This is a genomic window from Polaromonas sp. YR568, from assembly GCF_943371715.1.
GTDB lineage: Bacteria > Pseudomonadota > Gammaproteobacteria > Burkholderiales > Burkholderiaceae_C > Polaromonas.
This window is the reverse complement of record NZ_CALRVW010000013.1, coordinates 110991-125385: the sequence shown is the minus strand read 5'-3', so window position 1 is coordinate 125385 and position 14395 is coordinate 110991. Positions and strand designations below refer to the sequence as shown.

Annotated in this window: 13 protein-coding genes; 1 reads left to right on the top strand and 12 read right to left on the bottom strand. The window is 57.7% G+C overall.

Translation table 11 applies throughout. From position 1 onward, the window contains the following. The first annotated feature begins 177 nt into the window (after positions 1 to 177). Positions 178 to 402: a hypothetical protein gene (locus AAG813_RS11635; protein WP_341915076.1), complete on the top strand. Its 225-nt coding sequence runs from the start codon at positions 178 to 180 to the stop codon at positions 400 to 402. A 90-nt stretch (positions 403 to 492) separates the two neighbouring features. Here AAG813_RS11635 and slmA read toward each other — a convergent pair whose 3' ends face one another. The 12 genes from slmA to AAG813_RS11575 all read right to left on the bottom strand — a co-directional run bounded on the left by slmA (position 493) and on the right by AAG813_RS11575 (position 14382). Beyond that, positions 493 to 1128 (bottom strand): nucleoid occlusion factor SlmA, encoded by a 636-nt coding sequence (gene slmA / locus AAG813_RS11630; protein ID WP_341915074.1) that lies wholly within the window; start codon positions 1126 to 1128, stop codon positions 493 to 495. Positions 1129 to 1278: 150 nt separating this feature from the next. Next, entirely contained in the window at positions 1279 to 2694 is a 1416-nt protein-coding gene (locus AAG813_RS11625) for an ATP-binding protein (RefSeq protein ID WP_341915089.1), read from the bottom strand. A gap of 87 nt (positions 2695 to 2781) precedes the next feature. Next, positions 2782 to 3477: a response regulator transcription factor gene (locus AAG813_RS11620; RefSeq protein ID WP_341915073.1), complete on the bottom strand. Its 696-nt coding sequence runs from the start codon at positions 3475 to 3477 to the stop codon at positions 2782 to 2784. 164 nt (positions 3478 to 3641) lie between these two features. Beyond that, on the bottom strand, positions 3642 to 4553 hold the full coding sequence (argB, locus tag AAG813_RS11615; RefSeq protein WP_341915070.1) for an acetylglutamate kinase: 912 nt from the start codon (positions 4551 to 4553) through the stop codon (positions 3642 to 3644). Between the two features lie 57 nt (positions 4554 to 4610). Beyond that, positions 4611 to 6491, bottom strand: a complete 1881-nt coding sequence (locus AAG813_RS11610; protein WP_341915068.1) for a nucleoside-diphosphate sugar epimerase/dehydratase — start codon at positions 6489 to 6491, stop codon at positions 4611 to 4613. Positions 6492 to 6510: 19 nt separating this feature from the next. Beyond that, complete coding sequence (locus AAG813_RS11605) at positions 6511 to 6870, bottom strand: H-NS histone family protein (protein WP_341915066.1); 360 nt, start codon at positions 6868 to 6870, stop codon at positions 6511 to 6513. Positions 6871 to 6946: 76 nt separating this feature from the next. Continuing rightward, complete coding sequence (locus AAG813_RS11600; RefSeq protein WP_341915064.1) at positions 6947 to 7507, bottom strand: sugar transferase; 561 nt, start codon at positions 7505 to 7507, stop codon at positions 6947 to 6949. Beyond that, positions 7504 to 8463, bottom strand: coding sequence for an SDR family oxidoreductase (locus tag AAG813_RS11595; RefSeq protein WP_341915062.1), 960 nt, complete (start codon positions 8461 to 8463; stop codon positions 7504 to 7506). Before AAG813_RS11595 ends, AAG813_RS11600 begins: the two co-directional genes overlap by 4 nt. Next, positions 8460 to 9209 carry a glycosyltransferase family 2 protein gene (locus tag AAG813_RS11590; RefSeq protein WP_341915059.1) on the bottom strand — a complete coding sequence of 250 codons (750 nt, stop codon included), beginning with the start codon at positions 9207 to 9209 and terminating at the stop codon, positions 8460 to 8462. Before AAG813_RS11590 ends, AAG813_RS11595 begins: the two co-directional genes overlap by 4 nt. Further along, on the bottom strand, positions 9206 to 10243 hold the full coding sequence (locus tag AAG813_RS11585) for a glycosyltransferase family 2 protein (RefSeq protein ID WP_341915057.1): 1038 nt from the start codon (positions 10241 to 10243) through the stop codon (positions 9206 to 9208). The genes AAG813_RS11590 and AAG813_RS11585 overlap by 4 nt, the downstream gene beginning before the upstream one ends. Next, positions 10240 to 11565, bottom strand: coding sequence for a hypothetical protein (locus AAG813_RS11580; RefSeq protein ID WP_341915056.1), 1326 nt, complete (start codon positions 11563 to 11565; stop codon positions 10240 to 10242). The genes AAG813_RS11585 and AAG813_RS11580 overlap by 4 nt, the downstream gene beginning before the upstream one ends. A 24-nt stretch (positions 11566 to 11589) precedes the next feature. Beyond that, positions 11590 to 14382 carry a hypothetical protein gene (locus tag AAG813_RS11575; protein WP_341915054.1) on the bottom strand — a complete coding sequence of 931 codons (2793 nt, stop codon included), beginning with the start codon at positions 14380 to 14382 and terminating at the stop codon, positions 11590 to 11592. Between the last annotated feature and the right edge of the window lie 13 nt (positions 14383 to 14395).

Here is a 14395-nt window from a genome sequence, read left to right as displayed (position 1 = left end):
CAACGCCCTGCTTAAACGCCTGGACAAGGCCATCGGCCTGGCTTGGTCAAATGACACGTTCGTCGACGAGGTCAACGAAGGTGTGAGCGACCTGCTTTAGCTCCTTCATCGATCCGGCGTCAAGAGGGGTATTGAGAGGACGCTTACGGTAGCGACGAGCAGGGAGCCAGTTATGCGATGAACGACCCGATGGCCGGCGAACTGCAGGCGCTGGCGCTGGCCCATGCCGGCGATGCAGCAGCCACCGTGCAGGCGCTGGGCACGCTGCGCGCGATCTGGGGCGAGGCCTTGCCGGACAACACCCACTGGCTGGCGCGGGTGACCCGGCAGCTGGACCGCATCGACCGGCTCGGGATGCTGGCGGCGCTGGCGCAGTTGCAGGCCGACCTGGACGACGCCTGAGCCCTTGGTCGGCAGCCCGGTGTTGTGAACAAAATAGGCCGCCAGCCCTGACGGGGCGGGCGTGAGCTGCTCTCTTTTTGAGAGTGGCTGTTAACCCAGCACCACGGCCAGGCTGGCGTCCAGGTGCTCGGTCGGCAGGCGCTTGAAGCCCGAGCGCGAGAAGCGCTGCAGGCGGCCCATCATGAAGGCCACGATGACCGAGGCCTGCACCTGCGCCTGGACAGTCGGGGTGGCGGCGCCGTCGGCGCCGGCCGCATCACGCAGGTTCTGCTTGAGGCTGGACTCGAGCTTGTCGAAAAACTGATTCATGCGCTCCTGCAGGCGCTCGTTTTCGAACACCAGGGCGTCGCCGGCCATCACGCGGGTCATGCCCGGGTTTTTTTCGGCAAACTGCAGCAGCATGATGACCAGCTTGCGGGTGCGTTGCGCCGGGTCGGTCTCGCGTTCGGCGATCTGGTTGACCAGGGTGAACACGGTCTGCTCGATGAACTCGATCAGGCCCTCGAACATCTGTGCCTTGCTGGCAAAGTGGCGGTACAACGCGGCCTCGCTGACCTCGAGCCGGGCCGCCAGGGCCGAGGTGGTGATGCGCTCCGAACCGGGCTGCTCCAGCATGGTCGCCAGCGCCTGCAGGATCTGTACGCGGCGCTCGCCCGGCTTGGGGCGCTTGCGCGGCGCAGCCGGCGTGGAGAGCTCGGGACTCACATCAGACTCAAACTCGGACATAGGGCATACAGTGCGTTGTTGTAAGAGATGTTTCAAAAACTGGGCCGACGCTTTGGATTCTCGCACAGCCAGAGGGGGCTTTCGGACGACGCCGGTCAGGGGCAAACCCGCGTGCCCGGCCCCGCCGTAGCGTGGTTTTTGCTCAGCCTCTCAGGCCGGCGAACGCATCACCAGCCGCACCCTGAGGCCGCAGGCGGCGCCATCCCGGCTGCCGGCGGCCTCCAGCGTCAGCTGCGCCCGGTGGGCACGCGCGATTTCGTCGGCGATCGCCAGCCCCAGGCCGTTGCCCTCCCCAACCGTGCCCGGCACCCGGTAAAACCGCTCCAGCACCCGGGCGCGCTCCGCGGCGGGGATGCCCGGCCCGTCGTCTTCCACCTCGAGAAAAACCTGCGCCTCGCCCGCAGCGTCCCGCGTCTCCAGCGGGCCACAGCGTATCGTGACCGTGCCGCCCGGCGCCGTGTAACGGACGGCGTTGTCCACCAGGTTGCCCAGCAGTTCGCGCAGCAGCCACTCGTGGCCGGAGACCTGGGCAAAACGCACTTCCAGCCCGAGGTCGATGCCCTTGGCCGAGGCTGCATCCAGGTGCAGGGCCAGCACCGACTCGCACAGGTCCTTGAGGTCCACCCGGTGCACCGGCTGGCCCGCCATCTGGGAGGCGTCGGCCCGCGACAGGGCCAGCAGCTGGTTGGCCAGTTGCGAGGTGCGCCGGGTGGCGCTGCGCAGCGCCATGATCTTGTCGGCCGAGAGAATCAGCTGCCGGCCTGCCGCGGGCGCCATGGCCGCCTGCGCCCAGGCTTCCACCTGGGCCTGCAGCCCCGCCAGCGGGGTGCGCAGCTGGTGCGCGGCATCGGCCACAAAGCGGCGCTGGCCCTCGGCCTGGTCGTTGACCAGCGCAAACAGGCGGTTCAGCGAGGCCACCAGCGGCCGCACCTCGCTCGGCGTGCTCTGCGGGTCGATGGCGCTGAGGTCACGCGGAGACCGGCGCTCGACCGCTTCCTTGAGCGCCAGCAGCGGCCGCAAGGCCCGGGTGACAGCCCAGTTGACGGCCAGGGCGGCGGCCAGCACCAGAATCAGGTTGGGCAGCAGCACCTTGAAAACCACGGAGCGCACCCACTGCTGGCGGGCATCCGAGCCATCGGCCAGCTGCAGGATCAGCTCGCCCGCCGCGGTTCTGACGCGTTGCACCACCACCCGGTAGGTGACGCCGTTTTCCTCCATGCTGTGAAACTCGGGCTCGCGGGTGGTGGGCACCACCATGCTGATCCAGGCGTCACCGGCCAGAAAACGGCCATCGGCATCCGACACCCGGTAACCGGCAAACCCGGCGCGCGCCTTGATGAACTCCTCGACCGGCGGCGCCAGCAACATCACCGGGCTGTCGTCGGCCGTGCGGCCGGGCGCGAGCACCGAGTCGGCCAGCAGGGGCGCCAGGCGCCTCAGTTGCTGGTCCTGCTGCAGGGCGGCATTGCCCGCCGCCTCGTAGTCGAAGTAAATGCTCACCAAGGCGAACAGGCTCAGGGGGGCCAGCAGCAGCAGCAGCAGGCGGCGCTGCAGCCCGGACTTCATGGCCGCAGGCACCCTCAAAGCAACGGTTTTTTCCGCGGCAACCGCCGAGGCCGGGTCAACGCCGGTGTTCTCTCGCATCAGCTTGGCCTAGCCGGCCGGCGCGTCCAGCGACTCGCCGCCCACCAGTTCCAGCCGGTAACCAAAGCCGCGAATGGACCGCAGGGCGATGCCGTGCGGCTCCAGCTTGCCACGCAGGCGCGAGACGTAGACCTCGATCGCATTGGGGGTGATTTCCTTGTCCCAGCCGGTCAGCGCGGCCAGCAGTTTTTCCTTGCTGGCAGGTTTGGGCGCATGAATCAGCAAATACTCCATCACCGTCCATTCGCGCGGTCCCAGATCAATCAGCTGGCCGTTGGCGCGCGCCTGGCGGTTCGCCGAGTCGAGCTCCAGTGCGCCGAAACTCAAAATGGCGCTGGTGGCCGCCTGCGAGCGCCGCAGCAGCGCACGCAGCCGGGCAAGCAACTCGGGCAGCTCAAAGGGCTTGACCATGTAGTCGTCCGCCCCCAGGTCCAGGCCCTGCACCCGGTCCTCCAGGGCGTCGCGCGCCGTGAGGATCAGCACCGGCATGGCCAGCCCCCGGCTGCGCAGCCGGCGCGTGAGCTCCAGGCCGTCAATTTTGGGCAAGCCGATGTCGATGATGGCGGCGTCAAAACTCTCGCCCTGCAACACCTCTTCGGCACGCTCGGCGCTGCCGACCCAGTCCACCGCGTAACCGGCGTCGCTGAGCCCCAGCTTGATGCCGCTGGCCAGCATGACGTCGTCTTCAACGAGGAGCAATCTCATAAAGCCTCGATCAAAGTTGGAAAACGCGTCCAGGAAGCGTCGCGAGCGGCTGTCAGGCTAGGCGCACGGAGCGCTAGCCGTCGGAATGTGCCTGGCGCACATGAGGATGGCAAGCACCGCGCAACGACGCATGGCAGACGCGCAGTAGCTTCATGGGCGCGTTTTCAATGGGATCTGATCATGGTGCCGTACGCCTGATCGGTCAGGATCTCCAGCAGCATGGCGTGTGGCACCCGGCCATCGATGATGTGGACCGAGTTCACGCCGCTTTTCGCCGCGTCCAGCGCACCCTCGATCTTGGGCAGCATGCCGCCCGAGATGGTGCCGTCGGCAAACAGGTCGTCGATTTCGCGGGCGCTGAGGTCGGTCAGCAGTTCGCCGGCCTTGTTCAGCACACCCGGCGTGTTCGTCAGCAGCACCAGCTTTTCAGCCTTGAGCACAATGGCCAGCTTGCCCGCCACCACGTCCGCATTGATGTTGTAGCTTTCGTTGTGCTCGCCAAAGCCGATCGGGCTGATCACGGGAATGAAGGCGTCGTCCTGCAGGGCCTTGACGACGCTGGGGTCGATGCTGAGGATATCGCCGACAAAACCAATGTCGTGCGCCTTGGCCGGGTCGTCCTTGTCAACCATCTTGAGTTTCTGCGCCCGGATCAGGCCGCCGTCACGCCCGGTCAGGCCCACCGCCTTGCCGCCGGCCTGGTTGATCAGGCCCACGATGTCCTGCTGCACCTGGCCCGCCAGCACCCACTCCACCACTTCCATGGTTTCTTCGTCGGTGACCCGCATGCCCTGCACAAATTCACCCTTCTTGCCCAAGCGGTTGAGCGCCGTCTCGATCTGCGGCCCGCCGCCATGCACCACCACCGGGTTCATGCCGACCAATTTGAGCAGCACCACATCCTCGGCAAAGTCCGCCTGCAGGGCAGGGTCCGTCATGGCGTTGCCGCCGTATTTGATAACCAGCGTCTTGCCGTGGAACTTGCGGATGTAAGGCAAGGCTTGCGCCAGGATTTCGGCCTTGTCGCGCGGGCCTATGTGGGAGAGATCGGGGTCGGGGGAAGGGGTGGTCGTCATTGCGAGAACTTTTAATAAGATAGCAAATTGTGCCGCATCCTCGCAGCACAGGAAAAATCACCTGGCCGGAGCAATCTGCTCCCCGTAGCCGTGTACACAGGTATGCAGCACTGTTTTAATGGCCGCCACGTCACCGGCATCCGCAGCACGCTGCAAAGTCTGAAGCTTTACCTCGAGAATGGGCCAGGCTAGGTAATCTTCATGCGCCTTCATGATGCGCGGATGCGTAGTAGGGGTGGGATTGTCGCCGATCAGCAATTCTTCATACAATTTTTCACCGGGACGCAAGCCGGTGATAACGATGTCTATGTCACCAGCAGGATGGGATCCATCGCGCACGGCCAAGCCTGACAATTCCACCATACGGCGGGCCAGATCCATGATTTTTACCGGCTCCCCCATATCAAGGACAAACACGTCGCCGCCGCTGGCCATGGCCCCTGCCTGCAACACCAGTTGTGCTGCCTCGGAAATGGTCATGAAATAACGCGTGACTTCAGGGTGCGTGACCGTCAAGGGGCCACCGCTGGCAAGCTGGCTGCGAAACAGTGGCACCACGCTACCACTGGATCCCAAGACATTGCCGAAGCGCACCATGCCAAAGCAAGTCGCGCCCGGTCCGGAATGTGCAGCCAAAGCCTGCAGCACCAGCTCGGCCATGCGTTTGCTGGCCCCCATGACGTTGGTGGGCCGCACAGCCTTGTCCGTGGACACCAACACAAACTGAGTGACGCCGCTGTCCATGGCCGCCTGGGCCATGTTGAGCGTTCCAAACACATTATTGAGAATGCCCTCTGCCGGGTTGGACTCGACGATAGGCACATGTTTGTAAGCCGCCGCGTGATACACCGTCGCCGGGCGGTAAGTGCGGCAGATTTCCTGCAGGCGCCGGGGGTTGGCCACGCTGCCCAGCAGCGGCACCAGTTCCGAACCCAATCCCTGGGCAAGGCACAGACCCTGCAATTTCTGGTGAATGCTGTACAGGCCAAACTCGTTGTGATCCAGCAGCAGCAGTTGGCTTGGGCGCTCCGCCAGAATCTGCCGACACAGCTCACTGCCTATGCTGCCGCCAGCGCCAGTAACCAGCACCACCTTGTTGGCCAGATAGCGCGCCAGCAGTTCCGTGTTGGGCGGCACCGGGTCGCGGCCCAGCAAGTCCTCGATGTCGAGCTCCCGAAAATCCTGCACCGTGACGCGGCCACTGGCCAAATCGGCCAAGCCTGGCAAGGTTCGAATATGCACGGGCAATGAGCGCAAGCCTTCAATAATGCTGTTGCGCCGCCCGCGCGAGGCGCTCGGCAAGGCCAGCAGGATATCGGTCACGCCGTTCTGTACCACCATGTTGGGCACATCAGCAGGGGCAAACACAGGCAGGCCGTTGATGCTTCGACCCACCTTGGAGCTGTCGTCATCCACGAACCCGAGCAGCACAAACTGCCCGGTACTGGCGATCGCCGTGGCGGTCTGGACGCCGGCAGTACCGGCGCCAAAAATCAGCAAGCGTCCGTCTGCTTTCTTCCGGAAACTGCCAAAACCACCCAGCCAGAAGCGTGCGATGGCCCGGCTGGCTCCCACCAGAAGCAAAAACATGATCGGCTGCAGCACGCCCAGACTGCGCGGCACACCCGGCCATTGCTGCCACAACAACACGCCCAGCAGCACGGCGCCATAAACCATCACGGCCTGCGCGGTAGCCAGCAGCGCCGCCTGCCCGGTGTACCTGAAAATGGCCCGGTAAAGCCCAAACCTGATGAAAATCGGCACAGCCAGCGCGGGTGTCAGCGCGTAGACCCACCACTGCTCCCCCGTGGGGCTGTGCAATGCATCCAGCCGCAAGGTAAAGGCAATCCAGGTAGCTGCTAGCGCCAGACCCACGTCCAGCCAGACAACCAGCAAGCGCTTGACGGCACGCGGCCAGCCCAGAATCCGGCTTTGCATTGCGCTCCCCGAACTCAAATCAACTCTTGATGGCAAAGTCTTCCTTGGTCTGTCCCTGCGCCACCAGCGCAGCGAGCCAGCGTGGCGTCAAACCTCGCCCACTCCAGGTCTCACCATTCGGCCCCCGGTATTTGGCGGCCACGGCCGACGCGCTTTTCTTTTTGGCAGCATCGCCCAACGGTCTTGCTGAAACCTCGGCCTTACCCTTGATCTTGCCGCCGCGTCCCTTGCCAGGCTGCAAGTCTTTCACCGTTATGCCAAATGCCTGCATCTTGGCGCGAATATCCTGAACGGTTTTGTCAAACTCTCTGGCTTTGATTTCAGAGGCCTGCTTTTGAAGCTTTTCTATCTGGCTTTGAATATCCATCAAATTACTCATGGTTCGCTCCTGGTTAATTTAAATATGACGCATTACAAACTGCGGGGCAATTATGACATCGCCCTTGTCAAAATCTTCAGTGCGTGACGCTGTCCTGCCGGATGACTTTGATCACTGTCAAGAATATGATTTTCATGTCAAACCAAAAAGATCGTCGCCGCAAATACTCAGCGTCCAGCACAACCTTTTGCGGAATCGGTAATTCATCCCGCCCATTAATCTGGGCCCATCCCGTCAAGCCTGGAACCAACTCATGCACGCCATGCTGTGTGCGCAGCGCGATCAAATCATGTTGATTGAACAGCGCGGGCCGCGGTCCGACAAAACTCATATCGCCTTTGAGGATGCTCCAGAGTTGCGGCAACTCATCCAGACTGGTTTTGCGCAAAAAACTACCGACAGGCGTGAGATAACCGCCGGGGTCGCTCAGCATATGGGTTGCGACTGCAGGCGTGCCTATTTTCATGCTGCGAAACTTTGGCATTTTGAAAATAATGTTATTACGCCCCACCCGGTCTGACCAATACAGCACCGGGCCCTGGGAGGTCAGGCGCACCAATAGCGCGACCAGTAACACCGGCATCAGCAAAATAATGCCGGCTACGGCCGCCAATATAAGATCCACCGTTCTTTTCATGTTTTTTGCATCCCAGCGACGGCACGACGCAAGCCCTCATCGACCGAAACAGGAGGGACCCAGCCCAACAGGCTGCGCGCCTTGGAGATATCCACCTGTAAATTGCCGCACAGGCGCTGCATAGCATCTCCCTTGCCCAGCAGGGAAGCTCCGGCCCGCAAGGCCCACACAGGCACCGGCAGCAGGCGCGCAACCACCCCCGCCGCGCGCGCCAGGCCACGCACCAGCTCTGGGGTGGACAGATCGTTCCCGTCACTCACCAAAAAGGTCTGGTTGGCCGCCTGCGGATGGGACAGGCAGGTGACGATAAAATCCACCAGATTGTCCAGCGCCACCAAGCTGCGCTGGTTATGCACTGCGTCCAAGGGCAAGAGCCAACCCTGTTTCACCCGTTTCATGATGGCTCCAAAGTTAGCCTTCACTCCAGGGCCATACACCAGCGGCGGGCGAATGATGACCACATCCATTCCCGTTTCCCGGGCCAGGCGGCACAAGCCCGTCTCCGCCTCCAGTTTGCTTGTCCCGTACGCATCCTGTGGAGCCGGCGTATCCGCTTCGGAAAACGCGTGCCCGGCCCGCGTCTGCTCGCCGTTGACCTTCACAGAACTCACAAATACGAAACGCCGCACTCCCGCACTGGCTGCCTGAGAAGCGAAATTCAAGGTGCCCTGAACATTGGTGGCACGAAACGCGGCCAGAGGATCGGACGACGCCTCACGAATCACATGCACGCGGGCGGCAAGATGAACCACGGTTTGTACACCTTCCAGCGCTCGCGACCAGTCGGTCGCCAAACCGATGTCGCCCACCTGGATTCGGTCATCGGGCAGGTCACCGGCCGTGTGCTGACGGACAACGCAGCGAACAGGCATGCGACGGCGAACGAGTTCGTCGCATAAGGCTCGTCCCACAAACCCGCTGGCGCCCGTCACCAGCGTCAGGCCCGCGCTGGTCATGCGGTTTTCTCGACGCCGCCATCGACGTGAGGCAGACGGCAGAAATACTTGAGGAAATAGCGGGCCATGCTCTCGAGATGCCACCGTTTATGCCGCAAGTTGACACGGCTCGCGCGGCGCGCATCATGGATTGCCACAACCGATGGAAGTACAGAAATCCTGAATCCTGCTTTCCAGACTCGAACGCAGATATCCACATCTTCGTAGTAGAGAAAATACCCCTCGTCAAAACCTTCAAGCCGTGCAAAAACGTCCGCCCGGAACAACATGAACATGCCTGCCACCCATTCCGGGCAGAAAGCTGCAGCACCGGCCTCCACCCCATACCGGCCGATATCCTTGCCGGCAGCCTTCAGGGCCAGCGATCTGACGGTCGGAAAATACCGAATGCTGTCTTCCACCTGGCCTGCAGGATTCTTGATGAGTGGAGCCACAAGCCCGGTATTCTGCTTCTCCAAACAGTGGAGCAGGGCAGGAAAAGGGTTTCCTTCCAGTTCAATATCCGGGTTAAGCACACACCAAAAAGGCTCCTTGGCCCGCAAAAACGCCGCATTATGGTTGGCTCCGAATCCTTTGGGAACGAGGTTGTTAACGAGTTCAACCCTGTCCTCGGGGAAGCCGCTGCTGGCTTCCGGAATATTGAAGGTCACGACAACGTGACTCACCTCGGGGCATGCCAGGACCTGTTTGAGCAAACTGCGCACCATGTCCCCATGCCCATGGCTCACGATGGAAACCGCAATCATCGCTGCCTCGCCCCATGCAACAAACGGTTCCAGGCGAAGGCGATGCCGCGGCGAAGGTCACCCTGAAACACGCGGCCGATCAAGGTGGCGACGCCACCCCAGACAATTCCAAGCGGCCGGGGTAAGCGCAAAATGGGCGCCACCCAATAGCTGAACAGCAAACGCCCATGGAAACGCCGCTCAAAGCGGGCCAGCGTGGCATCAAGGTCTCCTGACCGGCTCATGCGCTGGCGCAGCAGGTAAAAAGGGTAATAGGCCAGCAGAAAACGGTTTTCGATACCGTGGATGGCGCCTTCCGACAGGCCGGCCGGCTTGCAACTGTCCAATACCGCGCCAAGATTGGTCACAAAAACCTGCGAAAAATCATATCCACCAGAATTGTTGCGCTGGCAGCCGATCAGATAGCGGTCCATGAACAGATTATGTTTTGCCGCCAGCGCGGCACGCAAGACAAGATGTACCTGCACCAGGTTATCGCCACAAAACTGGCGGGCATCGATATTCGGCAGCAACTTTTTGCTGATCACACAGGACGAAATCAATGTCATCAGTGGCCCAATGGCCGCCAGAAACAAACCGGCATTATCGAAAGCCTTTTCACTCCCGAAGGTGCCAGGATATTCCTTGCGGAAATCCTTTTCAAAACCATAAGGCTTCATGCACACCACCCCGTAGTCGTTCAAAGCAAGGCGTTCCAGCAGGGCGCTCAGCGCTCCGTCCACAAGCAGATCATCGTCGCCGAGAATCAGTACAAAATTGCCCCGGGCGAGGTTGAAGCACTGCGCGATATTGGCATCCGAACCGATGTTTTCTACGTTCCTGAGATAACGGACCGGCAAGCCAGAGGCAATGGCATCCATCACCACATGTTGCGTACCATCGGCCGAAGCATTGTCCGACACCAGTATCTCTGCCCGGTGCCAGACTTCCGGCGCCTCCAGAGCTAGGCGCTCGAGATTCAAGGCCAGGAAATCGGCGCGATTCCAGGTCGGAATGGCGATGGTCAAGAGCAGAGGCGCAATCACTTCATTCATGATGGTTCGCCGTGCCATTTTTGGCGCAAGTGCCTCCACAGCCATAACGCGACGACAAAAAATGCGGCATTCACGGCAACAAGCACTGTTACCACGCCGGCAGATCCCCATCGGGATGCAAGCGGTATGGCCAGCGCGGCCGTCAATACGGCTGCAGCCAGCGAGGGCCATAAAAAGGGCTCCCGCAGGTGCGCCCGAAGATACACCCCAAACAGGCCCGCCACATGGTAAAGCGCCATTGCCACAAGCAGCGCAGCGGTTTGTGCGACCGAAAGAAACCTCTCCCCGAAAGGCGTCCATTCGAGCGCCAGCCTGCCAAGAAAAAAGAGGACTGCGCCTACGGCAAATGTTGCACATGAGGTCACAAAGGCAGCTCGGTAGACCCCATCGAGCTTGATCCAATCCTTCATCGCAGCGGATTTGGCCATTTCAGGGATCCGCGCCGTGACCCACGACAGCGCCAGCAGGCTCAACATGTTGGCCACCGTCATGGTCACACCCATCTGCCCGGCAACGACCGGCCCCTGGGTACGGAACAACAAGGGAACGTGCATCAACACCAGCGCGTAGCCAGCAAGCCAGCTCGCGCCAATACGCCATTGGAGAGGCCAAATTTCCGCATCCCAGTGAAAATTACCCACTTTTTGGCGCAGCGCCTGCAATACCATGCCACGGCGCCGGGCCAACAACCAGATGCAGGCAACCACGGCGCTGACCAGGGACAACATGGCAACGGCATATAGCCCGCCCCCCGTTGCAAGCACCGTCCACACGGTTGTTGCACCGAGCACGCCCTGGATCAGTCGAATGGTATAGACCTCCGTGACGCCACCGCTTCCCTCAGTCAACGCTAGGACGGGAAGAAACAGGAAGTTGGCCGCCGTCGCACCAACCAGCAAGGCCCAGGGCCCGCGCCAGTCATAAGCCAGATCGGCCTGAGCGCCGAGGATGAAAACGACACCGGCCGGATAGGCCAGCAGAAATATCACCGCCGCCAAACCGTACCAGCGCAGGGACAAACGTGCCAGGTCAAGAAAACGGGAGCAATCCTCCCCTTCAACCGTGCCGCCGCGGCCCCAGGACAACCCAACAAACTCCCGGGCCGCAAACTGAACCAGCACGGCCGACAGGCCCATATCCAGGGCCATATGCAGGGCCGCAATACCAGCCAGCGTGTAAAAGTATCCTTGCTCGGCGGGTGACAGAAAGTGGGCGACAAATACCAAGGTAAACACACCGGCCAAAGCTTGCCATGCACGCTGAACAAGCACCATCGATGACCCAGCAAAAAAAGAAATAAATCCACCCTTCTCTAATAGCACCCTTGTGCTCCAAATAATTTTCCGCTACTTATTCTGACTGGGTTTTTCTAATGCCTTGGTAAAGAGCTGGAAATCAATCGTCTGATCTGTCTTCACCCCATCTTTAAGGAGTTTCCCGGAATCCACGATCAAACAACAGGCATTTTCAAAAATGATTGTTCCTGCCTGCAATTCATACTTTTTATTCATGTCTTTCTCAACAAATAAATATACCTTGTGATTCAGATAACTCCTGAAATAGGGTTTATCTTTCCAGCGATCAGCAACCCAATCCCCTGGAACAATCCAGGGCGTCGACAATATTGCCGGATACATTACCCGATTACTTTGTAGACGATACGGATACATGATAACGTTTTGAAAATTTACCCCTTTAACATCTTCATGGAGAGAGATTTTAAATTCCTCAATCAAAGTTGCTTCGTTTTTATACTGAATAATATAATTCGAACCACTTGCTATAATGGGCAAACCCATCAAAAGAAAAACAATATTTTTTGCAACAAGACTCGACGAATATTTATCAAAAATTGCTCCAATTGCAGACCAAAATGCCATGAACAGTATGGCAGCAAAAAATATATATATCTTCATGTACAAATAATTGTTATCAGGTTTCTTCCAGAAAATTAACACTCCCCAAATAACAACGAAAACAATGCTGGCAATTTGAAGGACGTTGACGTCGGGTTTGGTTATTTTAAAATTCAGTATCAGTGCATGAAGAATCGCATATGAGAGTACACACCCGAAAATTATATTCAGCGTGGATCTGGATAGCAGTGTTCCCGGCGACTGGAGCGTTAGTTCATATATATTCACAAAACCCAGGATCTCATGCGGCAAAGCCCAGTGCGGCTGCATGTAACCGTTCCCACCCGCCTGCATTAATTGAGCCCATGCATACCTTGCCCAATCAACAACGTGCCCGCTAGGCAGAACAAGCATGGCCAGGCCCCAGCCGATAACAAGGATGATATATGGTCGCCACTTTATCGATCTATTGATAAGCAGATCCACTAAAAAAGCGAACATGAAAAATGGCAGCAGGATAAATACAGCGCCGTCAATCAAGCAAAAAAAGCCGGCTACAAATACAAGAGCAAGCAAAAGTACCTGTCTTACTGTTTCTTTTTGACTATCCTGATTCGAAACCCTAAGCGCCTCATAACCCATCATTAACAGCGTAAAAAAACAAAGCCCTAAAGCATTGGCGTAAAATCCTTCATACCAAAAATTCAATACATTTGCGTTCAATGCAAATGCAAAAAAACCGATTAATGCGGCACCTGTCCCAACATGCTTTTGTTTTTTTAACCAGAAAAAAATCAAACCGCATTGCAACAGGTGGGGTATGACCATCGACAAAAATATGGTTTCATATGCCTGTTTCGAAAAAGTGACTATCGTTACCAGCGTATGGTAAGCAGTTGTTCCCCATCTGAAGAAATAAAATAGAGCCCAAGATAACGTTGAATCGCCGTATTGGTTAAATTCGACTGCGGACATCCCTTCAAACTCTTTAACTCTCTTGTTGGCATCCATCCAGGTTGCTCCATCCAGAAAAAACTGCTCTGCATACGCATAGAATGCCATGTCAGGTGCAACTCTGATAGGTGAAGTTAGATACCCGGAGGTAAGAACCGGATAGATGAGAAGAAGAATTAAAGGGGTCAAAATCACGGTGACAATGACCAGAGCTCTTGGCAAATCAACCCACATTTCTGACAATAGCTGCGACAAATTTGCTCTGTTGCCATAAAAATTAACGAGCAACCCGAGCATGGATAGGCAAATCAGCGCGGCCACTAGATACCGGATATCTAAACTTAAGCCTATAAAAAAACCTCCAACGACCACTACCAAAAGGAGACCGCTTAGCGGAGCTAGCAACAAAAAAATAAACCGTTCTTTTTCTCGCACCTTACTACTGATGACGGGATTTATACCTATCCCAATTGCAAACAGGAACAGGTATGTAATTACAATAATTCGGTAGGCAGGGAATAAAAGCACTAGGGACAACTGCAAGGTGACCACGCATATGGTAACTAATGCGGGCAATTGGAGAGACCCTCGAAAATATTCTCCAGCCCCTCTTACCTGGGTGATTGCATTTCGCCCCACTAGACACAGCAACGCTAGCATCAACACACCCAACAGCAGCAGAATCCCCAGCGGAGCTTCTGTCTTGTATGCTGCATCGAGGTTAAAGTTTTTAATCGAACCGGCCAGTGTGCGTTTAGCGGCTAGCCCTGTTCCAACCACAATATGTGAAATATCCAGTTTTTCAGCATATGACTTCATGTTCGGAGCGCTTAACACCTCTAACCCGTTCAGATTCACGAGGAACAATTTGCTGGCCGCATATTGCAGCCTTAAAAAATATTGCCGGCCAGCCTGAATACTGTCCGATACCGGCAGTATCTTCCCATCGCCAAGAATGAGAACCAAATTGTTTGGAGGTTGAAACTCCATGCGAATTGCCTTATCCGAATCGCCCGTTTGGAAAAGGTTACCGTAAGAAAGACCATCATCCGCTACCTCAAAATTCAATGAAATGTCAAGTGACTGTAATTCCGCTCCTTTTGGCAATACTGCTAGCTGTAAAGGTGTGGTCGTTGGTCGGGATTTACCATTGGCATCAGCACTCGAATTTCCACGATATTCAATATTCTGAAATTGAACCGATTGATGTTGTTTGTTAAAGCCCACCCAGCCGACAAATAAAGCCGCGACACTCAATAAAATGACAAGCACCAAATCATGAGCTTTTGGTTGAAATGCCACATTTCGAAAGTAGTCAGTAAAACTCATACGCGTTTAGCTC